This is a genomic window from Stutzerimonas sp. FeSN7 (assembly GCF_030263795.1).
GTDB lineage: Bacteria > Pseudomonadota > Gammaproteobacteria > Pseudomonadales > Pseudomonadaceae > Stutzerimonas > Stutzerimonas stutzeri.
The window spans coordinates 3,254,698-3,278,833 of record NZ_JARPMN010000001.1 but is presented as its reverse complement, the minus strand read 5'-3'; the positions used below and the strand labels follow the sequence as shown (position 1 = coordinate 3,278,833).

Below are 24,136 nucleotides of genomic sequence, written 5' to 3'. Positions count from 1 at the left end.
TGGGGCAGGCGCCCTCCGATCTCATCCATTGGAGGTTCGCCATGTCTCTTGCCATCGCCGACTCCCGCCCGGAGTCGCTCACCCTGATCGCCGCCCAGCACGAAGACTGGATCATCCAGCAGGCCATCACCCTGCTGGAGAACCGCGTGTTCAAGGCCGGTCCGGCGCTGGGCAGTCCCGCCGCCGTGCGCGACTACCTGCGCCTGAAACTGGTCGCGGAGCCGAACGAAATCTTCGCCGTCGTGTTTCTCGACAACCAGCACCAGGTGCTCGCCTTTGAGCCGCTGTTCCAGGGCACGGTCGACCAGACTTCGGTGTATCCGAGGGTGGTTGTTCAGCGTGCGCTGGCGCTCAACGCTTCGGCGCTGATCCTGGCGCATCAGCACCCTTCGGGGAACACCGAGCCCTCGGCCGCTGATCGTGCGATCACCGAGCGGCTGAAGAGCGCCCTGGCCACCGTCGATGTCCGGGTGCTGGATCACTTCATCGTCGGCAAGGGCAGCCCGTACTCGTTCGCCGAAGCCGGCTTGTTGTAGCAGCACCAGCCGACGCGCATTCATGTCATCACCACGGGAGCCCTTGGCTCCCGTTTCCTTTCGCCGACCCGCAGAGAAATCGGGACTGACCGGTTTCGGTTTCTTTGTCGTCCCCTGATCTGCGTTGCGCTCGACTACGAGTCTGCATCGACTCCGCGGAGGCGCGACATGCCGGCTCATTCCCTCAACCTTCCTGCCGCCTCGCGGCGCCTCCTGGCCGCCCGGCTGGCCGCTGGACTGTGCGCCGCGCTGCTCGGTCCCATCGCGGCCGCCGCCGATGTGCTCGTCGTCACCGACAGCCGTCATCCGGTGCAGGCCCCGGCCGGCGTGCGGATCATCGAGCTGGACCAGGCCACGCGCATCGAGGTCGAACTCGCCGCGCACCTACCGGCCGACCCGCAACAGGCTGCAGCCCTGGTGCGGCAGCGGTTGCATGACGGCGGCGAGGCCCTGCAGCGCCGCATCGGCCACGCCTACCAAGGTGTCGCGGATGCCTGGGGACTGGGCATCGCCAAGATTCCCGCCGAGGTGGTCGATCGACGCTATGTGGTCTACGGCGAGCCCGACGTGTCCCGCGCCGTCGCGCGCATCAACGCCTACCGGAGCACGCAGCCATGAGCCTCCTGCTGGCACGCCGGCGCCTGCGCGCCACCGTCGCCTCGCTGCTGCTGGGCACGGCCAAATCGACGTTCGCCCTGGACACCGCCACCATCGTCTCGTCGGCGCTGTCCCCCGACTGCCTCGAATACCGCGTGGTCGGAATCTGCTACTGGCTGTACTGCACGCCCTTCGGCTGCTCGGTTCGCACTTCCGTCAAGGTGCGCCACTACGTCCCCGATGCGGTGGTGTCGAGCTACTCGAACACCGGCGAAAACCCGTGGCTGGAAGTCAGGGCGATGAGCATGCCCAACCCAACCGCCAAGGCGGGCGGTGACGGCACGACCAATCACGACAACGAGAACAACCTCGCCAAGTTCAAGAACGCCGATGTCATCGGCCATCCGGCCGGGCTGGTGTTCAGCCAGTTCGCCAGCGCCTCCGGCTACACCTGCGAAGGCGCGGGCACGGCCTTCATGCCGTATCTGCTGAGCACGCTCGACACGATCGCCTGGCGCTACAACATCCCGGAAGCGTTCTACCCCGAAGCGCTCATCCCCGGCCGGCGCGAAATCGGTACGCGCACCGGCCTGAACCTCTGGGGCAACGTGTATCCCCGCGGTGGCTTCCTGCACCAGACCGACGACCACAAGAGCGGCGCCGTGGTCGCGCAGCGCGCGGGCGACATCGTGACGCGCCGCAACCAGATTCACGTGTACCAGCCTCTGCTGGCCAACGCCCGCGACGGCTACTGGCCGGCCGGCGCGCTGATGGAGACCGACGCCTCGACGGGCAAGTGGCAGGAGCTGACACCCACGCTCTCGAACAGTTGCGTGGTCTTCCCGCACAGCCGCACCCGCGTGCAGGCCCAGCAGGGCGACTACGCCTGGGCCTTGTGGCGGCCGTACTCCTGCTGCCGGCGCCGTGGCCAGGTCTTCCTCGGCAGCGTCGATTTCATGTGAGGAACCCACGATGAACGCCTCCCTCCCTGACTTTCTGCGCCGCGCGAAGTCGCCCCTGCGGGCCACGCTGCTCGTGGCGGCCATCACGCTGGTCGTCGGCGTCGCCTGGGCGCAGACCCGCATCGACCCCAATGGCGTGAACGTCAGCGGCAGCGTGATCGGCGACGACGTGCTCTACAGCATCGGCGGCGGCCGGGCCGTGTCGATGGGTGGTGCCGGCAACATGCAGAGCATCGGCGTCGGCGTCGGCTGGAACAGCAACCTGATCTGCGGCGACATGAGCATCACCACGACGCTGCAGAACCAGCTCAACGGCATCACCAACGGCTTCCAGACGATCATGAGCAACGTGATCCAGAACGCCACCAGCGCCGTGGCCTCGCTGCCGGCCCTGATCATCCAGCGCGCCGACCCGGGCCTGTACAACCTGCTCACCAACGGCATCCTGCAGGCGCGCCTGGATTTCGACCGCTCGAAGATGACCTGCCGCGCCATCGCCAATCGCATGGCGGACATGGCCGGCGGCCAAGCCGGCTGGGACCAGCTCGCCGAGGGGATGGCGCTGCGGGATGCGGTCAGCAGCACCGATGCCGTCTCCGCCATCGAGCAGGCCGAGTCCAACAAAGGGAACAACGGCGTGCCCTGGGTCGGCGGCGGCAACGCGGGCGGCTCCGGTCAGAGTTCGATCAAGGTGGTCGGCGACGTGACGCGCGCGGGCTACAACCTGCTCAACGGGCGCAACGCCACCGATACCTCGTCGATCGCGCGCAGCGCCTGCGGCAACCGCCTGACCTGCCAAACCTGGTCCTCGCCCCAGGCGGCCGCCGACTGGGCGACCCGCGTGTTGGGCGAACGCGAGCAACGCACCTGCGAAAACTGCACGAAGACCCAGACCACGCCTGGCGTCGGGCTCACGCCAATGATCCAGGAAGAGTACGAGACCAAGCTGCAGGCGCTGCAGGAACTGGTGACGGGGGCCCGGCCGACGACGTTGGCCAATCTCGACGCAGCCGGCAGCAGCTCGCTGCCGATCACCCGCGGCGTGATCGAGGCCCTGCGTGACGAACCCGACCAGGACGTGCTGGGCCGGCGCCTCGCGTCCGAGGCTGCGCTGTCCAGCGTGCTGGAGAAGGCCCTGCTGCTGCAACGCACGTTGCTGACCGGCAAGAAGGAGCCGAACGTCGCTGCCAACGAGCTGGCCGTGCAGGCGGTCGACCAGGAGAACAGCGCGCTGGAGCAGGAGATCAACAACCTCAAGACCGAGCTGGAACTGCGCCGCACGCTGGCCGGCAACTCGGCGATGGCGATCATCCAGCGCCACAGCACCCGCGCTGCCGGCTCGCGCGGCGTCTTCGAGGGCGACACCACGCGCGACCGTCTGCGGGAAATCCAGAAGCCGCGGAGCGGTACGCCATGAGCCGGCTGGCCTGGCTGCGGCTGCCATGGCTGTTCAACCGCCGCGTCGGCGTGGCGCTGCTGTGGACCTTGCTGGTGGTCGCTGCCGCGGTGGCGGTGAACATCGCCGGCATCCACGTGGTCGGCGGCGTCGAGGGCTGGCAGCACTGGCTGCAGGCGCACGCCGGCCACTTCTTCGTGTGGCGTCTGTGCCTCTACGGAGCGACGGCTTACGGCTGGTGGTGGATGCGTCGGCGCCTGTTGCGGCGGGAGCCGTCCCGCGAGACGCATCAGCGCCTGCTGCGCACGGAGATCGCGGCCGTCATCGCCGTGGTCGCGCTGGAAGCCAGCCAGCTGCTGCGGCACGGCTGAGACCGGGAGGCAGGCATGACGCTCTACACCACGGACTACTTGGAGTATTACCTGACCCTGGTGGCTTGGGTGGTCAACAACGGCATCTGGAGCATCCTCGTGGCCAGCGGCGTGTTCGCGCTGCCGTTCGTGGCCATCGTGATCCAGGAATGGCTCAAGGCCCGCAGCGAAGGTGCGGACGAGGGCAACAAGGGCGTGCTGTCGTCGATGCGCATCGAGAACCGGGTGTGGGTGGCGATCGTGGTCATCATGTTCGCCGGCATCCCGTTCATCCCGGTGGATCTCGCCACGATCAGGTTCGACACCACGCGCTCCGCGCAATGCCAGGTCAACGTCCCGCTGCCCAACGACACGGGCTGGTCCAACGTCTACACGGCGCTCAACGACCAGAGCGCGCTGGTGCCGGTGTGGTGGTTCTTCATGCACGCGCTGTCGAAAGCCGTGACGGGCTCCGCGGTGGCGGCGATTCCCTGCGGCACGGACCTGCGTCAGATTCGCATGGATGTGGATGCCACGCGCATCGACGATCCGGTGCTGGCACAGGAGGTCGCCGACTTCACGCACGACTGCTACGGGCCGTCGCGCGCCAAGCTGTTCATGAACCGGCCGACGCTCTCCGACGAGCAGATGAACGACGTCACCTGGATCGGATCGAGTTACTTCCTCGACACGCCCGGCTTCTATGACACCTATCGCGCCAAGACCCCACGCACGGCCTGGCCCTACGACGCGACCCGCGATGCGGGGCTGGCACAGGTGGACAGCGGCGGCGGCTATCCGTCCTGCCGGCAGTGGTGGGCCGATGGCGGCCAGGGACTGCGCAGCCGGCTGCTGGCACAGGTCGACCCGGACCTGCTGACCCGCATCGGGCGCTGGGTGGGCTTCCTGTCGCAGAGCGAGGTCAATGACTCGGTGATCCGCGCCGTCGTCTCACCGCGGCAGCAGAAGATGAACCAGGGCGCCGTCTACACCGACTACGGCGGCCAGATCGACAAGACGCTGCCGAACATCGTCACGCGCGGCGCGAGCGACCTGGGGCTGACCGTCGGCTCGCTGGGCTTCTTTCCGGCGATGGACGTGGTGCGCCAGGCGCTGCCGATGGTGCTGACCATGCTCAAGATGGCGCTCGTCATCTGCATCCCGCTGGTGCTGCTGATCGGCACCTACGACCTGAAGACGGTGGTGACGGTGAGCTGCGTCCAGTTCGCGCTGTTCTTCGTGGACTTCTGGTTCCAGCTCGCGCGCTGGATAGACAGCACGATCCTGGATGCGCTCTACGGCTGGGGGTTTGGCGCGGACAGGCCGCACACGAACTTCGATCCGCTGATCGGCTTGAACAACGCCTTTGGCGACATGCTCCTTAACTTCGTCATGGCGATGATGTTCATCGTGCTGCCGACGTTTTGGGTCATGGCATTGGCTTGGGCAGGCGTTCGCACGGGAAATATCGTGCAGGGGTTGTCCACCGCCACCTCGGACGCCAAGGGCGCTGGGGGGCGTGGCGCTGGTATGGCAATGAGCGCCGTATCGAAGAAGTGACCGCCGTTCAGTCGTCGTCGGTCACATGCGGGTCGATGCGCCAGTCGCTCTTGTCATAAAGCCCGAAGCCGTTGGGGCCTTCCCTCCACTCGGGTTGCGGTTCCTCTTGATCAGGGTCGTCGTGCTGCACGAGCCATGCAGCAGTCACCGCAAAGGCAAGCAGCAGGGCCAGCCAGAACGCGGAGTAGAGCAGCGCACCGAGCACGGCGAGCTTGACGATCCAGAGCACCGCCGTCGCCGCGCCTGCGGGCACCCCGCGCGTCACCAGCCAGCCGGCGACACGCTGCTCGCGGCGCAGGTATCCACGCCAGGCACGGCCAGCCCCCCGGCCCAGCCGGTGGCTCCAGCGCCTGTTGTGCGTGTTGGTGGTCATGCTCATGTGCCTCGGTTTCAGTGGTGCCTCACCTCAAGAGCGGCCGGTTGGGGCTTGCCCTCCAGCATAGACCGCGATCAGGAGGCCGGGTTGCGGCTGGCAGAGCGGTCGCAGGTCGATTAGATTCTGCAATATAAATCAAACGTTATGCTACTTTCCCTGCACGTTCTTGCGATAGCTCTAGCAGCCTGTTGAAATTCGCCGCGATGATTACGCCCACTGCTTCTGGCAGCAGCGGTCGCGCTCGTTTACTTCCCGTTTAGGGCGCCAATCGATGGAAATAGCCCGATTTGGCGTGCTCCAGGCGCACCTTCCCCGTCAACGCGCTCATGCCATTGAGCCTGTAGCCAGCAGCTTCGGCAGGCGCACCAGGTTGCTTGCCGCCATGGCCAGCTGGAACAGCGCGTCGACACGCTCAAGTCCGCGTTGCTTCACCTGGCGCAGCCCGGCCGCCGCCTTGAGCCAGCCGAAGTGGGTATCGATCCAGGCGCGAATCTTCAGGCTCAGACCATAGCCGGCGTGCGCGTGGTACGGCCATCGATGGCGCTGCGCCGACCATTGGTGTTCTGCGCAACATGGGGTGTCACGCCGGGGGCACGACAGGCGGCCACGAAGTCTGCCGTGTCGTAAGCCTTGTCCGCGGCCAGGGTGCGTCGACGGCGACCACCCAGCTTGCTCAGCATCGCCAGCGCGGCTTCGCGTTCGCCATGGCCACCGGCCAGAGTCACATGAGCACTGCGCACCAGGCCACTGCGGTGCTCCATCAGCACATGCCCCATGTAACTCAGCTGCGCGCCGGTGTTGTGGCTCTTGCGGTACAGCCGGGCATCCGGATCGCTGGTCGAGGCGTGGGTGTCGTTGCTGCGCTTGTGCCCCTTGAAGTCCGGCGGGGCATTGCGCGGGCCGGGGCCCGGGTCGTCTGGCGTATCGTCCTTGGGACGGAAACTCTTCTGAGAGGCCCAGGCTTGCAGCAATGTGCCGTCGACCGAGAAGTGCTCATCCGAGATCAGCCCCTGCTTCTCCGCCAGGCGTACCACCTCGCTCAGAAACTCAGCGGCCACTGCCTGAGCATTGAGGCGGTCACGATTCTTCGAGAAGACCGAGTGATCCCACACCGGATCATCAATGGCCAGGCCGACGAACCAGCGGAACAGCAGGTTGTAGCCCAGCTGCTCCATCAGCATCCGCTCGCTGCGCAGCGAGTAGAACAACTGCAGCAACTGCGCCCGCATCAGCTTCTCGGGGGCGATCGAGGCGCGGCCGGTGTCGGCATACAAGGTGTCGAACAGGGCGCTCATCCGCTGCAGAGCGGTGTCTGCCAGCTTGCGGATGGCGCGCAGTGGGTGAGTCGCTGGCACGAAGTCATCGAGCTGCTGGAGGCGCGGGTTGGCCAGCCGGTGTTGCAACGCAGCACGCCGCCGCAGGCTACCCCGTTGGGCAGGCGCCTGCTTAACCATGTCCAGCAGGTGCGCTGGCTGGAGCGCGACCTGCGTCGGGTGGTGCCGGCGCTGGCAGACAGTCAGCAGCCCAAGCGTTTGCGCATCGCCTTGAATGCCGACAGCCTGGCCACCTGGTGGGCGCCGGCGGTGGCCGACTTCTGTGCGCAGCAACAGGTACTGTTGGAGTTGGTGGTCGAAGACCAGCAGGTAGGACTCAAGCGTATGCGCGCCGGCGAGGTGGCGGCCTGCCTGTGCGCAGCAGAGCGTCCCGTGGCGGGCGCGCGCAGCCTGGCCTTGGGAAGCATGCGTTACCTGGCGCTGGCCAGTCCGGCGTTCATGGCCCGGTATTTTGCCAATGGTGTGCAGCGCACCCGGCTGGCGCAGGTGCCGGCCATTGTATTCGGCCCGGATGACCAGCTACAGCACCGCTATCTGGCCGCGCTCGGTGTGCATGGGCATTTCAACCACCACCTGTGTCCCTCTTCGGAGGGTTTTGTGCAGCTGGCCCTGGCCGGACTGGGTTGGGGGCTGGTGCCTGAGCTACAGGTGCGTGAGTTGCTGGCAGGTGGCGAACTGGTCGAGTTGCTGCCCGGGCAGTTCATTGATGTGCCGCTGTACTGGCATTACTGGCGGCAGGGCGGAGCTTTGCTGGATGGCTTGACGGCTGCCCTGCGCGACTATGGCCAGACACACCTGCATGCCTGGTAAATGGGCTGTGGCTCAGGGGGTCTTGCGCTGTAGCGGCAGGCTGCTGAAGCTGACGCCGGCCAGGCCGGTATCCATCAGGGCGCGGATATTGCCGTGATCCTTGCCCTCCGGGTGACCCAGCACCTGGCGGTAATGCTCACCAAAGGCCTGCAGGGTTTCTTCCAGGCTCAACCCTTCGAGCAGGGCCAGGCCGAGCAGCTTGCAGGAGCCTTCATTCTGCCCGGCTGGATTGTCCAGTGTGCCGTTGCGGAAGGCGGCAGGCTGGTAGTCATAGTGTTCGGCAATGAACGCCAGGGTTTGGCTGAACAGATGCTGGCCACTGTGTAATTGGGCACGAAAGTGCTCGAGTGCGGTCATGCGCAGGGCTCCCGGAAAAGGCGACAGGGTAGGCGCGATAGTATAGGTCGCGCCGGCCGGCGAGCATGCCAGCCGGCCGGCGCGGGAGCAAATGGACTCAATATTATTGAGCTTGTATGTTGCTTGGCTCAGGGACCTTCACTATTGGCTACGCGGGCCTTAAGGCGGACCAGGGATGGTGGGAAGCCATAGTGACGTTTGAAGGCAGCACTGAAACTGCTGATGTGCTCATAGTTGGCAAGGCTTGTTGCCTCCTCCACCGATAGCCCTTTCTGGGACATGGCTTGATAGGCACGTGCCAGACGCTGGCGACGCAGGTAGGCGGCGATGGTAATGCCGTTGCGGCTGCGGAAGGCGTTCTGCAGGTCGACCGGGTTGGTACCGAGCTGGCGGGCCATATCGGCAATGCTCAAGGCGTCTGCCTCGCCGCTGTTGAGCCACTCCTTGAGGCGCGCCAGGCAACGTTCCAGGTGGCTGCCGAGACGTTTATTTGGCGGCGTGTCGATGCTGCGCAAAATATCGCTGGCCAGGTCCAGGGCGAAACTCTCGCGCTGCAGGCGCTGCAGCAAAGGCGGTAATCCAGCATCACGTTCAAGCAACTGATGGGCGCGCTGGAGGGTATCTACCGACGGTTGCCAGGGCAGGTTCTGCCAGTGGTTATTACTGAAACGCAACAGGTTGTCACTGCGCAGCTGACTGCTAAGGGCAACCTGCTGCAGCCAGTCGGGGGTAATACTCAAGCACACCTTGGTTTCTTCGCGGCCGCTGCGCCAGTGGCGCTGGAACTGATCGGCGTCGGTCAGGTTGACCAGCATGGCGCGCTGGCCACCAAGGCGGGCGTCGAAGTGCAGGCGCTGGCGCGGCAGGCTGACTTCGGCCTCGCCCTGCAGCAGAAAGGCGGCGGTGATGCCTGGTGCCAGGCGATTGGCGCTGCTGGCGTCGACCAGATCGCGGCTATGGCTGAAGTACAGCACCAGGCCTTCGCTCAGCACTTGCACTTGTTGTTCGCCGTCGAGCACTGGCTGTTCGCCCGGTAGCTCGCGCTGGAAATGCAGGTTGCCGCCCAGGGTGTGGGCGACATTGCTGAGCTGACCGCAGGTGAAGACCGTCATGCTGGCTTGACCGATGGAAGTTTCGTTGCGGCTAATTTTTCCTTCTTTTCGCCTAAGCGCGCAACATTGTTCAGAATTATTCTCATGTGCAATGAGATCGCAATCGTCTTGATTGCGTTACCAACGAGCATGGGAATCACACAGCGATGGGTTTGCTCCTCACGCAAACGACGGTGGTCGAGGCGGTCTTTCACGATCAGGTCGACGCGGCGCAGATAAGCCAGTGGCTGGACGGCATCGAGCAGCTGATCGAACGCCGCCAGCCGTTCTTCTTCATCTCCACCACCCGCGAGAGCAGTACCTTCGCCGAGGATTACCGGGCCATCCAGGGCGTCTGGTACAGGCAGCACAAGGCGGCGTTCCGCGAGATCTGCGTGGGGCTGGTGCGCATCGCCAGCGATGCCGACGAACTGGCCCGGCTCGACACGCCGGCGCTGCATGCCGCCTGGGGCGTGCCGTACTTCGTCACCCTCGACAGGACGCACGGCTATCGCTGGATCGCCGAGCGCATGGTGAATCATGCAGCGTCCATCTGAGCAGGTGCCGGTGACCCGGCTGGCGCTGGCGGTGATCGTGGTGCTGTACCTGGCCCACGCGCTGCCGCTGTACTTCTTCAACGTGGCGATGCCGGCCATCCTGCGCAGCCAGGGCGTCGACCTGCGCTGGATCGGCATGCTCTCGCTGCTGTACATCCCCTGGGCGCTCAAGTTCCTTTGGGCGCCGCTAATCGACCGCCATTACCTGCATAGCCTCGGCCGTCGCCGCACCTGGCTGTGGCTGACCCAGACGGCGCTGGTAGCCGGCATTCTGCTGCTGGCGTTGACCGGGCTGGAGCACGGCCTGTTGCTGTTCGTGTTGGTGAGCTTGTGGATATCCACCTTCGCCGCCACTCAGGACATTGCCATCGACGGCTACACCGTGGAGTCGCTGGCCAGCGAGGATCATCGCCTGGGCAGCATGGCGCAGAGCATCGGCGTGGCCCTGGGCAGCCTGTTCGGCGGTGCCGGCGTGCTGTGGTTGTACCAGGTGCTCGGTTGGCAGAGCGCACTACTGACTCTGGCCGGCCTCAGTGCCTTGACCATGCTGGCGGTGGTGCGGGTCGATGATCGCCTGTCGGCTCAGATCGAGGCGGCCAGGCCAGGCTTCGTTGCCACCTTCAAACGCTCGGAAATCCGCTGGGCACTGCTGCTGATCCTGGTCTATCGCCTGGTCGAGGCGCCGGCCATGGCCATGCTCACGCCGATGCTGGTGGATCGGCAGTGGTCGTTGACGCAGATCGGCCTGCTGATGTCGGTGGCCGGCGCCAGCGTCGGGCTGCTCGCCGCCGTGGCGGCTGCGCGCCTGCTGCTGCGCCAACTAGCGGCGACCCTGCTGCTACGTGCCGGCTGGCTGCGCAGCCTGGCCTACCTGGCGGTCGCCGGGCTGCTGCTCAGCGGCCTGGCCGACGGCTCACCGCTGTGGCTCGGCACCATGGTGCTGGTGCTCCTGGCCATCCGCTACCTGGCGATGACCAGCCTCTACGCCCTGTTCATGCAGCTCTGTTCGCGGCAGCAGGCCGGCACCGACTTCACCGTGCTGGTGTGCTTCGAGCTGCTGGTGTTCTTCGTAGGTGGCTCGCTGTCGGGCTTCCTCGCCAAGGGCCTGGGCTACGAAACCTATTACCTGCTGCTGGGCGCACTTTCAGTGCTCAGCGTCCTGCTCTGCAAACCTATCGTCCGGTCGATCCAGGCCGGCTCCGACAATCATTGACGCGCTTTCTTTGGGGGAAACCATGAGGCATCTTTCGGCATCCATGCAGGTCACCTTGCTCAGCCTGGCGGTGAGCGGCGCGCTCCACGCGCAGGCCGACGACACCACGGCCAGCCAGGTCAAGGAGCTCAGTCCAATGGTGGTCACCGCCACTCGTTCGGCCAAGAGCATCGCCGAGATCGCCGGTACGGTATACAGCATCGAGCGCGAGCAGGTCGTCGAGCAGGCCGCCGCCGGTCGTTCCACTGCCGATATCCTCGGCCAGCTTGTGCCTTCTTTGGCACCGAGCAGCGGCACCACCAGCAACTACGGCATGACCATGCGTGGGCGCACCGTGCAGGTGATGATCGACGGTGTGCCGCTGACCGGCTCACGTGATGGTTCGCGCCAGCTCAACAGCATCAACCCGGCGATGATCGAGCGCATCGAGGTGATCTCCGGTGCCACCAGCATCTACGGTGCCGGCGCCACTGGTGGCCTGATCAACATCATCACGCGCAACGCCAATGATGAAAGCAGTGACTTCAGCAGCCGCATCGGCCTGCGTACCCCCGGCAAGGCGGCGCGTGACGCCATGGCTTACGAGGCATCCCAGACTGCCGCCTTCCACCAGGGCGCGGTCAGCGGTTTCGCCGGCCTGAGTTACACCAATCAGGGCGAGATCCGCGATGCACACGGTGATCGCATCGGCCCGGAGATCGCCCAGACCGACCGTCAGGACACCACCAGCTTCGACTTCAACGGCCGCCTGACCTGGCACCTGGACGATGACCAGCAACTGAGCGCCGGCGTGCGCTATTACAACGACGAGCAGGACAGCGACTATGGCCCGGACTACGGCCCAGGCCTGGCAGCGCTGTTCACCCCGGCGACTTTCCAGCCGAGCCTGCAAGGCATCAAGGGCCTGCAACTCGACGATCAGCCGCGTACCCGTCACTACGGCGCCAACGTCCAGTATCTGAATCGCGACCTGTTCTGGGGCCAGCAATTGACCGCCGAGGCCTATTACCGCAAGGAGAAGTCGCGCTGGTTCCCGTCCGTGGCGGCCGCGGTGCACCCGGCGCTGCCGGGGGGCTTCACCTACGTGGCGCTGCAGTCCAACACCGATATCGATGTGTGGGGTGTACGCACCGCGTTGCAGAAGGGCTTCGAACTGGCCGGGCGCGACCTGCAACTGACCTACGGCCTGGATCACGAACGGGAAAAGGACAGCCAGAGCGGGCAGTCCTACGACCTCAATACCTTCATCGCCAGCAACGGTCTGAACTACCGCGAAGCCCAGCGCTATGCCATGGGCCCGGACGTTGAGGTGAGCAAGACCGGCCTGTTCCTGCAGGGCGACTACCAGCTCACCGAGCGTCTCAGCCTGCAGGCCGGGGTGCGTCGCGAGACCATTGGCAACGACGTGGACGCTTCCATTCCCTATGGCGAGGCGATTGCCGCCGACCGTGTGCCGGGTTATCAGCCGCAGACAATGGCCGGCGGCAACGTGCGCCACAGCGAAACCCTGTTCAACCTCGGCGCGGTGTATGCGTTGACCGACAGCCAGCAGGTATTCGTCAATTTCTCCCAGGGCTTCAGCCTGCCTGACACCCAGCGCATGCTGCGCGACGTGTCGGCCAACTTCTCGATCGATAGCAGCAGCATCGATTCGATCAAGGTCAATAACTACGAACTGGGCTGGCGCCTGGGCGATGCCCGCGGCCTGAATGCCGGGGTGACCGCGTTCTACAACACCTCCGACAAGGTGGTGCAGTTCAACCGCGACTACAGCGTCTCGGTGGCCGATACCGACGAACGCGTGTGGGGTGCCGAGGGCAATCTGCAGGTGCCGGTTGCCGAGGGCTGGACGCTGGGCGGCACCCTGGCCTACACCCGCGGCCAGTACAAGGACGCCGCCGGCAAATGGCGCGAGCTGAACGCTTTCCGCGTGTCGCCGCTGAAGGGCACCGTCTACAGTGACTGGGATTTCCTCAATGGCTACAGCGTGCGCCTGCAGGCGCTTAGCGTAGGCGGCAGCGACAGCGCCTATGACGACGCGCAAGTGGCGGCGGTGAGCCCAACGGTCCGCGCCAATCCCTCGGCGAAGATTCAGGGCTACACAGTGGTCGACCTGATCGCCCATGCACCCTGGTTCGGTGGCGAGGTCGGCTTCGGTGTCTATAACCTGACCGACCGCGACTACAAGAGCGTCTACAGCCAACAGGCCGAGGCTACCTACGGCAAGCTTTCCAGCCTGCCGGCAGCCGGTAGAACACTATCTTTCAGCTACAGCACAAGGTATTGATTCAGCTTTATCAGCCTGTTGAAATTCGCCGCGATGATTACGCCCACTGCTTCTGGCAGCAGCGGTCGCGCTCGTTTACTTCCCGTTTAGGGCGCCAATCGATGGAAATAGCCCGATTTGGCGTGCTCCAGGCGCACCTTCCCCGTCAACGCGCTCATGCCATTGAGCCTGTAGCCAGCAGCTTCGGCAGGCGCACCAGGTTGCTTGCCGCCATGGCCAGCTGGAACAGCGCGTCGACACGCTCAAGTCCGCGTTGCTTCACCTGGCGCAGCCCGGCCGCCGCCTTGAGCCAGCCGAAGTGGGTATCGATCCAGGCGCGAATCTTCAGGCTCAGACCATAGCCGGCGTGCGCGTGGTACGGCCATCGATGGCGCTGCGCCGACCATTGGTGTTCTGCGCAACATGGGGTGTCACGCCGAGGGCACGACAGGCGGCCACGAAGTCTGCCGTGTCGTAAGCCTTGTCCGCGGCCAGGGTGCGCCGACGGCGACCACCCAGCTTGCTCAGCATCGCCAGCGCGGCTTCGCGTTCGCCATGGCCACCGGCCAGAGTCACATGAGCACTGCGCACCAGGCCACTGCGGTGCTCCATCAGCACATGCCCCATGTAACTCAGCTGCGCGCCGGTGTTGTGGCTCTTGCGGTACAGCCGGGCATCCGGATCGCTGGTCGAGGCGTGGGTGTCGTTGCTGCGCTTGTGCCCCTTGAAGTCCGGCGGGGCATTGCGCGGGCCGGGGCCCGGGTCGTCTGGCGTATCGTCCTTGGGACGGAAACTCTTCTGAGAGGCCCAGGCTTGCAGCAATGTGCCGTCGACCGAGAAGTGCTCATCCGAGATCAGCCCCTGCTTCTCCGCCAGGCGTACCACCTCGCTCAGAAACTCAGCGGCCACTGCCTGAGCATTGAGGCGGTCACGATTCTTCGAGAAGACCGAGTGATCCCACACCGGATCATCAATGGCCAGGCCGACGAACCAGCGGAACAGCAGGTTGTAGCCCAGCTGCTCCATCAGCATCCGCTCGCTGCGCAGCGAGTAGAACAACTGCAGCAACTGCGCCCGCATCAGCTTCTCGGGGGCGATCGAGGCGCGGCCGGTGTCGGCATACAAGGTGTCGAACAGGGCGCTCATCCGCTGCAGAGCGGTGTCTGCCAGCTTGCGGATGGCGCGCAGGGGGTGAGTCGCTGGCACGAAGTCATCGAGCTTGGCGACAGTGAACAAGGATTCCTGAGTGATATCGGCGCCACGCATGGAAATCGGGGTTCCCGGCAGATTGGAGCCGATATCGTAAACCTTACACGGCAAAGTCAGACAGGCCGTAGGCGAATTTCAACAAGCTGCTAGAGGCTGATTTGATTCCGTGCTATTTTTATAGCATGGATGGAAATTCTAGGCACCAGGTAATCAAGCGGCTGCAGGCGGGACTCCCCCGCGGGGCGCCGTTCGACCTTGCCACCCTGAGCCAGTTCGGGGTGTCGCCCCAGCTCGCCGCCCACTATGCCGACGGCGGGTGGCTCGTGCGCCTGGCCCATGGCGTCTATGCCTTCCCGAACGATGAGTTCGGGGTCTACGGTGCGCTGAAATTCCTGCAACAGCGCGTGCCCGGCCTGCACGTCGGCGGCAAGAGCGCCCTGGCCCTGCAGGGCGTGCGGCACAACCTGGGCAGCCGGGAGACGCTGGTGCTGTGGGGCGACGGTCGTTTCGCGTTGCCAGCTTGGTTCACCTCGCGCTTTCCGGCCCGCTACGTCCACGCCCGCCTGTTCGACTGGCCGGACACGGCGCTGGCCAGCAAGACCCTGACCACGCCGCCTGGCCTGCCCGAGGATCTGCGGGTGGCTGCCTCCGAGCGTGCCGTTCTGGAACTGCTGTACGAAGCCGGCGTCAAGCAGAGCCTCGAAGAGGCCCGCAACCTCTTTGATGGACTGCGTTCCCCCCGCAAGGACTTGCTCGGACAACTGCTGTCCTGCTGCACCAGCGTGAAGGCCGTGCGCCTGTTCCTCACCTGGGCGCGCGAGACCAGCCTCGTGGATGTCGATGCCCTGCTGGAGCAGTACCCGGTTCGCACCGGCAGCAACACGCGCTGGATGAGCCGGCTCGATGACGGCACCTTGCTGAGCCTGAGACCTCATGGATAAGACCTACGCGGACACCGTTCGCCTGCTGCTGGCCGTCGCGCCCGACGTGTTCGCCAACGACATCTTCGCTATGAAGGGCGGCACGGCCATCAACCTCTTCGTGCGGGACATGCCGCGCCTGTCGGTGGACATCGACGTGGTGTACCTCCCGTGGCAGACGCCGCGCGACGAAGCGCTGCAAGCCATCAACCAGGAGCTGGCCGCCATCGCCACGCGCGTTGCACCACTGGGCGTGCAGACACGCCTGGTTCGCGCCAAGGATCTGGGGGACACCAAGCTGATCGTCGAGAACGACGCCAACCAGGTGAAGATCGAGGTCAACGTCGTGTTCCGAGGCAGCGTGCTGCCCGTGGAGCGGCGGCCGCTGAGTGCCAAGACCAGCGATCTGTTCGGCGTCGAGTTCGAGCTGCCGGTTCTGGCACCGGACGAGCTGTACGCCAGCAAGCTGGTGGCTGCGCTGGATCGGCAGCACCCCCGCGACCTGTTCGACGTGTGGCAGCTCTTTGAGTCGGGCGACATCAGCGACGGCATGGTCGAGTGCTTCGTGATCTATCTGGCGGGCCACAACCGGCCGCCCCACGAAGTGCTGTTCGGCAACGACAAGGACATCGCCGGCGAGTACGAGCGGGCCTTTGTCGGCATGACCGAAGTGGACTGCTCCCTGGAGACACTGCTCGACGCTCGCGCCAGGATGCGGCGCGAGCTGCCACAGCGACTGAGCACCGCGCACAAGCAGTTTCTGAGCGGGCTGGCGCGCGCAGAGCCGGACTGGTCGCTGGTGCAATGCCAGCATGCCGCTCAACTGCCGGCGCTGCGCTGGAAGCTCGCCAATCTCGAAACCTTCCGCAAGCGCCGTCCCGACGACTTCGCAGCGCAATCCGCCGCCCTCGACACCGGCTTGGGCCAGAGCTGACGAGCGTCCCGCAGCGCCCCACTTGCCGGGATTGCCCCATGCCGCATTCATCGTGGCGCCCGCGCAGCAGCGGCCCTATACCCAAAGGCTTCCGACAAAGGCCAAAGGGTTGGGAAGGGGCAAAGGAAGGGCGCCAAGGGGAAAGGCCCTATCCTGAAAAGGCCAAAAGGCGCCCCCGAGCAGTCCGTCATCCGGGGTTCGCCATGCTCTCGCTGTTCCAGCGCAAACGGGTGCCACCCACCGCCGGCACACCGCCCACATCCGCCATCGAAACTCCGAAAGGGTTGATGCGGCCGGAGTCGGCCGCATCGCTGCTGGCCACGCCGCGTCGGCAGAAGCTGCTGGAACACATCTGGCAGCGCACATCGCTCTCGCGCCGACAGTTCGCCACGCTCTACCTCGCCCCACTGGAGCGCTACGCCGAGCTGGTCCAGCAGTTCCCGGCCTCCGAGAACCACCACCACGCCTATCCGGGCGGCATGCTGGACCACGGCCTGGAGATCGTCGCCTATGCGTTGAAACTGCGGCAGTCATACCTGCTGCCTGCGGGCGTCACGCCGGAGGCACAGGCGGTCCAGGCCGAAGCCTGGACCGCAGGCACGGCCTACGCGGCCCTGCTGCACGACATCGGCAAGATTGCCGTCGATCTGCACGTCGAACATGCCGACGGCAGCGTCTGGCATCCCTGGCACGGCCCGCTGCGAAAGCCCTACCGCTTCCGTTACCGAAAGGAGCGCGAGTACCGCCTGCATAGCGCCGCCACCGGGCTGCTCTACGCGCGCCTTCTCGATCGGGACATCTTCGACTGGCTCAGCGGCTATTCCGACCTCTGGGCCGCGCTGCTGTACGTGCTGGCCGGCCAGTACGAGCACGCCGGCACGCTCGGCGAGCTGGTCGTGCAGGCCGACCAGGCATCGGTCGCCCAAGAACTCGGCGGCGATCCCAGCAAGGCGCTGGTGGCGCCCAAGCATGCTCTGCAACGCAAATTGCTCGACGGCTTGCGCTACCTGCTCAAGGAAGCGTTCAAGCTGAACCAGGCCGGCCCGGCGGACGGTTGGCTGACCCAAGACGCCTTGTGGCTGGTGAGCAAGACCGTCTCCGACAAGCTGCGCGCACATCTGCTATCGCAAGGCATCGACGGCATTCCGGCGAGCAACACGGCGGTGTTCAACGTGCTGCAGGATCACGGCATCGTGCAGCCAACGCCGGATGGCAAGGCGATCTGGAAGGCTTCTGTCACCAGCGACGCCGGCTGGTCGCACGCCTTCACCTTCCTGAAACTCTCGCCGGCGATGATCTGGGATGCCGCCGACCGGCCGGCGCCGTTCGCAGGCCGTGTGCAGGTCGAAGAGGAACAGGCGGAGCCGACGCCGCAGGCGACAACGGTGGCCGATGGGCCGCGCGCCGAAGGCATCGAAGCTGCATCCGCGAGCACGGCGCCGATCGCATCCGCAGCCACGGACATCGGCGTGGCCGCGCTGCTCGACCTGCTGGGCGACACTGCTCCATCCACAGCGCCGGAGATCGCCGAGGCCGAGCCGGCCCCTTCGACCGTGCCCCCGCCGCAGATGAGCCTCGCGCCTTCCCAGGATCGCGCGGAGCCCTCCGGGGCGCACTTCATGGCCTGGCTGCGTCAGAGCATCCAGACGCGCAAGCTCATCATCAACGACGCCAAGGCCCTGGTGCATACCGTCGCCGGTACGACCTATCTCGTCAGCCCCGGCGTGTTCCAGCGCTACGCGCAGGAGTGCCTTCAAGTCGCCGCGCTGGCCAAGCAGGAGAAGCTGGAGGGGTGGCAGTGGGTACAGAAGCGCTTCGAGAAGCTGGGACAGCACCGCAAGCAGCCGAGCGGGCTGAACATCTGGACCTGCGAAGTCACGGGGCCGCGCAAGTCGCGCCGGCTGCACGGCTATCTGCTCGCCAGCCCGGAGGCGCTGTTCCGGGAGACGCCGCCAGACAACCCATACCTGCGGCTCCTCAACGAGGCCGCAAAGCGCGAAGATTCAGCCCTTGGGGGCAAGGAGGGGTCGTCTCAGAAAACGGAAAATAAAGCACGTTAAGCTCCAATTTCGCGCAGGTACTGGTACAACGTTTCGCGGCTGATGCCAAATTCACGGGCCAGCTTTGCCTTTTGTTCGCCGGCCTTGACGCGTTGCAGAAGTTCAGCGGCGCGTTCGGGCGAAAGCGCTTTCTTGCGGCCCCTGTAAGCTCCGCGCTGTTTGGCGAGCGCGATGCCTTCCCTCTGCCGCTCGCGGATCAATGCTCGCTCGAACTCGGCGAACGCGCCCATGACCGACAACATCAAGTTCGCCATCGGCGAATCCTCGCCGGTGAAGGTCAGGCATTCTTTGACGAACTCGATGCGCACACCGCGCTTGGTCAGCTTTTGCACAAGGCGGCGCAGGTCATCGAGGTTGCGGGCCAAGCGATCCATGCTGTGCACCACCACCGTATCTCCTTCGCGCACGAAGGCCAGCAGCGAGTCAAGTTCTGGGCGCTGGGTGTCCTTGCCCGATGCCTTGTCGGTGAATACCTTTCCGACTTCGACCTGTTCCAGTTGCCGCTCCGGGTTTTGGTCGAAGCTGCTGACCCGGACGTAGCCGATACGTTGACCTTGCAAGATGCCCCCAAACAGAAAAGTGTCAGGAATAAATCTATGACCTTGAGCAGCCTGTGTCAATAAATTAAGCGATGGAGTCTATCCGGACGTTTCTGGGTAGGCTGTCCTGACGTCAGGTTAGGGCATAGCCTAATCGGACACGATGACATGATTGCATAATTTCGATAGTTGTAGTATTATTTGATGATGAAAAAGCAAGCCGCAACATCGATCTTCGAATCCCTCTCCTCGGGCCTGCGCTTGGATGTGTTCAGGCTGTTGGTCAAGAAGGGGCCGGGCGGCATGGTGGCAGGCGAGATTGCTAACGCGCTGGACATACCGCCGGCCAACCTTTCATTTCACCTCAAGGTGCTGTCACAAGCTCATCTGGTGACGGTTGAGCAGGAGGGTCGCTTCCAACGTTACCGAGCGGACATCCCGTTAATGTTGGATTTGATTGCGTACCTCACCGAAGAATGCTGTTCGGGTAGCCCCGATCAATGCCTTGAACTGCGTACCGCCTCGAAGTGTTCCGAGGAGTTCTTGCCGCTCCTGTCACCCACTCCAGCGAAAGCGACAACATGAATATTCTGTTTCTTTGTACCGGTAACTCCTGTCGTTCCATCCTGGCGGAAGCGACCTTCAACCACTTGGCTCCGACAGGCTGGAAAGCGATGAGTGCGGGAAGTCAGCCGACCGGGACGGTCCATCCGCGTTCCCTGTCGCTCCTGACACATGAAGGTATCGACACGGGCGAACTGCACAGCAAATCATGGGACAACCTGCCGCTGGCCCCGGATGTGGTCATCACTGTGTGCGCAAATGCTGCCGGGGAAACCTGCCCGGCTTATCTTGGTCCGGTACTGCGTGCGCATTGGGGTGTTGACGATCCCGCTCATGCCACAGGGACCGAAGCGGAAATCGAAGCCGCGTTCACGACGGCCTACCGTATCTTGCGACGTCGCATCGAAGCCTTCCTCGCGCTGCCGTTGGAGCAACTTGTACACGACCGGACACGCTTGAAGGTGGAACTGGATCGGATTGGAGCGCTTTCAGCGTAGTTTTTATTTGACTGTTATTTCAATACTTGATGGAGGTTTTAAATGAAGAGGATCGAAGTGTTTGACCCATCGCTGTGTTGCAGCACCGGCGTCTGCGGCGTGGATGTTGACCAAGCCCTGGTGACTTTTGCCGCTGATGTCGATTGGGCGAAGCAGAACGGCGCGTACATCGAGCGCTACAACCTGGCGCAGCAGCCACAGATGTTTGCCGACAATGCGACCGTAAAAGGATTTTTGCAGCGCTCCGGTCAGGATGCTCTGCCACTGATCCTGGTCGATGGTGAAGTGGCCCTCGCGGGGCGTTATCCAAAGCGGGCTGAATTGGCCCTCTGGATCGGCATTGATCAACCGGCAGACGCCGCCAAACCGACAACGGGCGGTTGCTGCTCCGGCCCGCGTGGCTGCTGCTGAACAACATGGAGAAAATGATGATGAAATTCCTGCAAATTCCTCCCCGCTTTCTGTTTTTCACAGGCAAGGGCGGCGTCGGCAAGACCTCGATTGCCTGTGCCACGGCCATTCAGTTGGCCGAAGCCGGAAAGCGCGTCCTCCTGGTTAGTACTGACCCGGCATCCAACGTCGGGCAGGTATTTGGTGTCGATATCGGTAATCGCGTCACACCGATTCCGGCGGTTCCACGTCTTTCTGCTCTGGAGATTGATCCCGAGGCAGCGGCCAGTGCCTATCGGGAGCGCCTGGTTGGCCCTGTCCGCGGCGTGCTTCCTGATGACGTGGTGAAGGGCATCGAGGAATCGTTGTCCGGCGCGTGTACCACCGAAATTGCCGCATTTGACGAGTTCACTGCGCTACTGACCAACGCGGCACTCACGGCTGATTACGAGCACATCATCTTTGATACGGCACCTACCGGCCATACCATCCGCTTGCTGCAACTGCCGGGCGCGTGGAGCGGTTTCCTGGAAGCCGGCAAGGGCGATGCCTCGTGCCTAGGCCCGCTGGCCGGTCTGGAAAAGCAGCGTACTCAGTACAAGGCGGCTGTTGAAGCCTTGGCTGATCCGCTGCAAACCCGCTTGGTGCTAGTCGCTCGCGCCCAGCAGGCGACCTTGCGCGAGGTCGCCCGAACCCACGAAGAACTGGCCGCTATAGGCCTCAAACAGCAACATCTCGTCATCAACGGCATCCTGCCTCACATTGAAGCCGCTACCGACCCACTCGCCGCTGCAATCCACGAACGGGAACAAACGGCGCTGAAGAACATCCCGGCTACGTTGACTGCGCTTCCGCGTGATCACGTAGAACTTAAGCCCTTCAATCTCGTCGGCCTTGAAGCACTGCGGCAGTTACTGACCGACCTTCCTCCACAAGCACCCGCAGCGGTTGATTCCCCGATCGAACTCGACGAGCCAAGCGTGGCCGAGTTGATCGACGGCATCGCGGCGGATGGACACGGGCTGGTCATGTTGATGGGCAAGGGTGGAGTAGGCAAGACAACCCTGGCGGCCGCCATCGCGGTCGAACTGGCGCATCGCGGCTTGCCGGTGCATCTGACGACCTCCGATCCTGCTGCCCACTTGACCGACACACTGGATTCCTCGCTCGACAATCTGACTGTGAGCCGAATCGATCCGCATGCCGAGACCGAGCGCTATCGCCAGCACGTCCTGGAAACCAAGGGCGCTCAACTCGATGCCGAAGGCCGCGCGCTGTTGGAAGAGGATCTGCGTTCGCCCTGCACGGAAGAGATTGCGGTCTTCCAGGCGTTCTCACGCATCATTCGCGAGGCTGGGAAAAAGTTCGTTGTCATGGACACGGCTCCGACCGGGCACACCTTGCTACTGCTCGACGCGACGGGCGCGTATCACCGCGAAGTGTCACGACAAATGGGCAAGACCGGTGTGCACTTCACGACGCCGATGATGCAATTGCAGGATCCGAAACAAACGAAGGTACTCGTCGTCACGTTGGCGGAGACGACGCCTGTACTGGAGGCCGCCAACCTGCAAGCTGATTTGCGCCGTGCCGGGATCGAGCCGTGGGCCTGGATCATCAATACCAGCGTGGCGGCAGCCTCGGCCAAGTCGCCGTTACTGCGTCAGCGTGCGGCCAACGAGCTACACGAAATCAGCGCCGTGGCGAATCAGCATGCGGACCGTTACGCGGTTGTTCCGCTTCTGAAGGAAGAACCGATCGGTGCAGAACGACTGCGTGCGCTCATCCATCCTCAAGCATAGGAGATCGACCATGTTGATCCAGAATTTCATGACGCCCGATCCGGTAACCGTTCAACCTGAAACACCGGTTGAGGACATCGCGAGACTGCTGCTTGCCCATCGCATCAACGGCGTTCCCGTGGTCGACGGTGCTGGTCGGCTGATCGGCGTTGTGACTGCGCAGGACTTGATTCACCGGGGCGCGGACGAACGGCTCGAACCCCGTGAATCGGTCTGGAAGGAGAACTTCTGGGTTTCCTTTCTTGGCCCAAAAGGGACGCAGCGCGACAAGGCCGGGGGGCGTACTGCCGCAGAGGTAATGACCACGGAAGTGCATAGCGTCGCGGCGGCCATGCATCCCTCCGTTGCAGCCCGGCTGATGGTGGATCATCACTTAACGTCCCTTCCTGTCGTGGAGGATGGGAAAGTGATCGGCGTCATCTCCCGGATTGACCTCTTGAGCCTTCTTAAAGAACTCGAAAACCCCCTGAAAAGAGAGAATTGACGTGATTGCCGCCCTTCTGATTTTTCTTGCCACTATCGCCTTGGTGATCTGGCAGCCGCGCGGGCTGGGCATTGGCTGGAGTGCGACGCTTGGCGCTGTCGTGGCGTTACTGTCCGGTGTCGTTCACTTCGGTGACATTCCTGTCGTCTGGCAGATCGTCTGGAACGCCACAGCCGCATTCATTGCCATCATCATCATTAGCCTGTTACTCGATGAGGCCGGGTTTTTCAAATGGGCAGCCTTGCACGTCGCACGCTGGGGCGGAGGGAAAGGACGTCTGCTGTTTGCGCTGATCATCCTGCTTGGTGCAGCCGTCGCCGCGCTTTTTGCCAACGATGGCGCAGCGCTGATTCTCACGCCAATCGTCATGGCCATGTTGTTGGCACTGGGGTTCAGTCCGGCGGCAACGCTCGCGTTCGTCATGGCGGCAGGGTTCATCGCAGATGCCGCCAGCTTGCCGCTTGTCGTATCCAACCTGGTTAACATCGTCTCTGCCGACTTTTTCAATATCGGGTTCAATGACTACGCTGCGGTGATGGTTCCAGTGAATATTGTCGCCATCATTGCCTCTCTGGCCGTGCTGTCGATCTATTTCCGCCGCAGCATCCCCGCACGCTACGACGTGAATCAATTGAAACAGCCGAAAGAGGCCATTCGCGATGTGGCTACGTTTCGTTTCGGCTGGGTGGTTCTGGCCCTGCTGCTGGTCGGATTCTTCGGCCTTGAGCCGCTAGGCGTGCCGGTTAGCGCCGTGGCTGCCGCAGGCGCCCTGCTGTTGCTCGTCGTCGCTGCGCGCGGGCATGTCATCAGCACCCGCAAAGTGATCCGTGAAGCGCCTTGGCAAATTGTCATTTTCTCGCTGGGAATGTATCTCGTGGTTTATGGGCTGCGTAACCAAGGACTGACGGAACATATCGCAAGGCTGCTGGATTACTTCGCACAAGGCGGTGTATGGGGCGCCGCCTTTGGCACTGGCTTCCTCACAGCGCTTCTGTCCTCTGCCATGAACAACATGCCGACGGTACTGGTGGGCGCCCTGTCCATTGATGCCACAAGCGCAACGGGCGTGGTGAAGGACGCGATGATCTACGCCAATGTGATCGGTAGTGACCTGGGGCCAAAGGTCACCCCGATCGGCTCGCTGGCGACGTTGCTTTGGCTGCATGTGCTGGCGCGCAAAGGAATGACAATCACATGGGGGTATTACTTCAAGGTGGGCATTGTGCTAACCGTCCCCGTACTCGCGGCGACCCTGGCAGCGCTGGCACTGCGCCTGAGTCTCACTTGATGCGCGCGGAGCGCTGTTTGCAGACATACAGTATTGGAGTGAAG

Annotated in this window: 23 protein-coding genes and 2 pseudogenes; 19 read left to right on the top strand and 6 right to left on the bottom strand. The window is 63.8% G+C overall.

Annotated elements, in window-relative coordinates:
• Window positions 1–41: 41 nt before the first annotated feature.
• From radC to P5703_RS15525, 6 genes are all read left to right on the top strand, one after another.
• Window positions 42–536 carry a RadC family protein gene (gene radC, locus P5703_RS15550; RefSeq protein ID WP_124075402.1) on the top strand — a complete coding sequence of 165 codons (495 nt, stop codon included), beginning with the start codon at window positions 42–44 and terminating at the stop codon, window positions 534–536.
• A gap of 168 nt (window positions 537–704) precedes the next feature.
• Window positions 705–1,154 carry a TIGR03757 family integrating conjugative element protein gene (locus P5703_RS15545; protein WP_124075403.1) on the top strand — a complete coding sequence of 150 codons (450 nt, stop codon included), beginning with the start codon at window positions 705–707 and terminating at the stop codon, window positions 1,152–1,154.
• Window positions 1,151–2,095: a TIGR03756 family integrating conjugative element protein gene (locus P5703_RS15540; RefSeq protein WP_124075404.1), complete on the top strand. Its 945-nt coding sequence runs from the start codon at window positions 1,151–1,153 to the stop codon at window positions 2,093–2,095. The genes P5703_RS15545 and P5703_RS15540 overlap by 4 nt, the downstream gene beginning before the upstream one ends.
• Before the next feature lie 10 nt (window positions 2,096–2,105).
• Window positions 2,106–3,512, top strand: a complete 1,407-nt coding sequence (locus P5703_RS15535; RefSeq protein WP_011829988.1) for an integrating conjugative element protein — start codon at window positions 2,106–2,108, stop codon at window positions 3,510–3,512.
• Window positions 3,509–3,862 carry a hypothetical protein gene (locus P5703_RS15530; protein ID WP_003292115.1) on the top strand — a complete coding sequence of 118 codons (354 nt, stop codon included), beginning with the start codon at window positions 3,509–3,511 and terminating at the stop codon, window positions 3,860–3,862. Before P5703_RS15535 ends, P5703_RS15530 begins: the two co-directional genes overlap by 4 nt.
• A 15-nt stretch (window positions 3,863–3,877) precedes the next feature.
• Window positions 3,878–5,401 carry a conjugal transfer protein TraG N-terminal domain-containing protein gene (locus tag P5703_RS15525; protein ID WP_023083160.1) on the top strand — a complete coding sequence of 508 codons (1,524 nt, stop codon included), beginning with the start codon at window positions 3,878–3,880 and terminating at the stop codon, window positions 5,399–5,401.
• A gap of 7 nt (window positions 5,402–5,408) precedes the next feature.
• Here the strand turns inward: P5703_RS15525 and P5703_RS15520 are convergent, their stop codons facing one another.
• Window positions 5,409–5,780, bottom strand: a complete 372-nt coding sequence (locus P5703_RS15520; RefSeq protein ID WP_013982148.1) for a DUF3742 family protein — start codon at window positions 5,778–5,780, stop codon at window positions 5,409–5,411.
• 321 nt (window positions 5,781–6,101) lie between these two features.
• Window positions 6,102–7,180: pseudogene (locus tag P5703_RS15515) on the bottom strand (IS5 family transposase).
• Between P5703_RS15515 and P5703_RS15510 the strand changes: the two are divergent.
• A complete protein-coding gene (locus P5703_RS15510) occupies window positions 7,076–7,921 on the top strand; it encodes a LysR family transcriptional regulator ArgP (RefSeq protein WP_124075434.1) in 846 nt (281 codons plus the stop codon). The pseudogene P5703_RS15515 and the gene P5703_RS15510 sit on opposite strands and share 105 nt — an antisense overlap.
• 12 nt (window positions 7,922–7,933) lie before the next feature.
• Here the strand turns inward: P5703_RS15510 and P5703_RS15505 are convergent, their stop codons facing one another.
• Together P5703_RS15505 and P5703_RS15500 are read right to left on the bottom strand one after the other, a co-directional pair.
• The gene (locus P5703_RS15505) at window positions 7,934–8,278 is read right to left on the bottom strand and encodes a HopJ type III effector protein (protein WP_093985076.1); all 345 of its coding nucleotides are present in this window, start codon (window positions 8,276–8,278) and stop codon (window positions 7,934–7,936) included.
• Between the two features lie 128 nt (window positions 8,279–8,406).
• Entirely contained in the window at window positions 8,407–9,390 is a 984-nt protein-coding gene (locus P5703_RS15500) for an AraC family transcriptional regulator (RefSeq protein WP_124075431.1), read from the bottom strand.
• A 146-nt stretch (window positions 9,391–9,536) separates the two neighbouring features.
• On the opposite strand from P5703_RS15500, the gene P5703_RS15495 reads away from it, so the two are divergent.
• From P5703_RS15495 to P5703_RS15485, 3 genes are read left to right on the top strand one after another with little or no spacing between them, the layout of a single operon-like run.
• On the top strand, window positions 9,537–9,926 hold the full coding sequence (locus P5703_RS15495) for a hypothetical protein (protein WP_124075432.1): 390 nt from the start codon (window positions 9,537–9,539) through the stop codon (window positions 9,924–9,926).
• Entirely contained in the window at window positions 9,910–11,139 is a 1,230-nt protein-coding gene (locus P5703_RS15490) for an MFS transporter (protein WP_124075433.1), read from the top strand. The genes P5703_RS15495 and P5703_RS15490 overlap by 17 nt, the downstream gene beginning before the upstream one ends.
• A 22-nt stretch (window positions 11,140–11,161) precedes the next feature.
• Window positions 11,162–13,426, top strand: coding sequence for a TonB-dependent receptor (locus P5703_RS15485; protein ID WP_201266547.1), 2,265 nt, complete (start codon window positions 11,162–11,164; stop codon window positions 13,424–13,426).
• 154 nt (window positions 13,427–13,580) lie between these two features.
• Here P5703_RS15485 and P5703_RS15480 read toward each other — a convergent pair.
• A pseudogene (locus tag P5703_RS15480) lies at window positions 13,581–14,671 on the bottom strand (IS5-like element ISPa8 family transposase).
• 125 nt (window positions 14,672–14,796) lie between these two features.
• Between P5703_RS15480 and P5703_RS15475 the strand changes: the two are divergent.
• The 3 genes from P5703_RS15475 (at window position 14,797) to mobH (ending at window position 18,528) form a co-directional block, all read left to right on the top strand.
• Window positions 14,797–15,555 carry a type IV toxin-antitoxin system AbiEi family antitoxin domain-containing protein gene (locus tag P5703_RS15475; protein WP_031754973.1) on the top strand — a complete coding sequence of 253 codons (759 nt, stop codon included), beginning with the start codon at window positions 14,797–14,799 and terminating at the stop codon, window positions 15,553–15,555.
• A complete protein-coding gene (locus P5703_RS15470) occupies window positions 15,548–16,468 on the top strand; it encodes a nucleotidyl transferase AbiEii/AbiGii toxin family protein (RefSeq protein WP_124075060.1) in 921 nt (306 codons plus the stop codon). Before P5703_RS15475 ends, P5703_RS15470 begins: the two co-directional genes overlap by 8 nt.
• A 203-nt stretch (window positions 16,469–16,671) precedes the next feature.
• Window positions 16,672–18,528: a MobH family relaxase gene (gene mobH, locus P5703_RS15465; protein WP_285587945.1), complete on the top strand. Its 1,857-nt coding sequence runs from the start codon at window positions 16,672–16,674 to the stop codon at window positions 18,526–18,528.
• On the opposite strand, the gene P5703_RS15460 is transcribed toward mobH, so the two are convergent.
• Window positions 18,525–19,088 (bottom strand): recombinase family protein, encoded by a 564-nt coding sequence (locus tag P5703_RS15460; protein ID WP_236183280.1) that lies wholly within the window; start codon window positions 19,086–19,088, stop codon window positions 18,525–18,527. The two genes, mobH and P5703_RS15460, sit on opposite strands and share 4 nt — an antisense overlap.
• Before the next feature lie 183 nt (window positions 19,089–19,271).
• On the opposite strand from P5703_RS15460, the gene P5703_RS15455 reads away from it, so the two are divergent.
• From P5703_RS15455 to P5703_RS15430, 6 genes are read left to right on the top strand one after another with little or no spacing between them, the layout of a single operon-like run.
• On the top strand, window positions 19,272–19,652 hold the full coding sequence (locus P5703_RS15455) for an ArsR/SmtB family transcription factor (protein WP_285587937.1): 381 nt from the start codon (window positions 19,272–19,274) through the stop codon (window positions 19,650–19,652).
• Window positions 19,649–20,128, top strand: coding sequence for an arsenate reductase ArsC (locus tag P5703_RS15450; protein WP_285587934.1), 480 nt, complete (start codon window positions 19,649–19,651; stop codon window positions 20,126–20,128). The genes P5703_RS15455 and P5703_RS15450 overlap by 4 nt, the downstream gene beginning before the upstream one ends.
• Window positions 20,129–20,170: 42 nt before the next feature.
• Window positions 20,171–20,539: an arsenite efflux transporter metallochaperone ArsD gene (arsD, locus tag P5703_RS15445; protein ID WP_285587931.1), complete on the top strand. Its 369-nt coding sequence runs from the start codon at window positions 20,171–20,173 to the stop codon at window positions 20,537–20,539.
• A gap of 20 nt (window positions 20,540–20,559) precedes the next feature.
• On the top strand, window positions 20,560–22,320 hold the full coding sequence (gene arsA / locus P5703_RS15440) for an arsenical pump-driving ATPase (RefSeq protein WP_023842654.1): 1,761 nt from the start codon (window positions 20,560–20,562) through the stop codon (window positions 22,318–22,320).
• Window positions 22,321–22,330: 10 nt separating this feature from the next.
• A complete protein-coding gene (locus tag P5703_RS15435; protein WP_285587929.1) occupies window positions 22,331–22,804 on the top strand; it encodes a CBS domain-containing protein in 474 nt (157 codons plus the stop codon).
• 1 nt (window position 22,805) lies between these two features.
• Window positions 22,806–24,092, top strand: a complete 1,287-nt coding sequence (locus P5703_RS15430; RefSeq protein WP_285587926.1) for an arsenic transporter — start codon at window positions 22,806–22,808, stop codon at window positions 24,090–24,092.
• Window positions 24,093–24,136 lie beyond the last annotated feature (44 nt).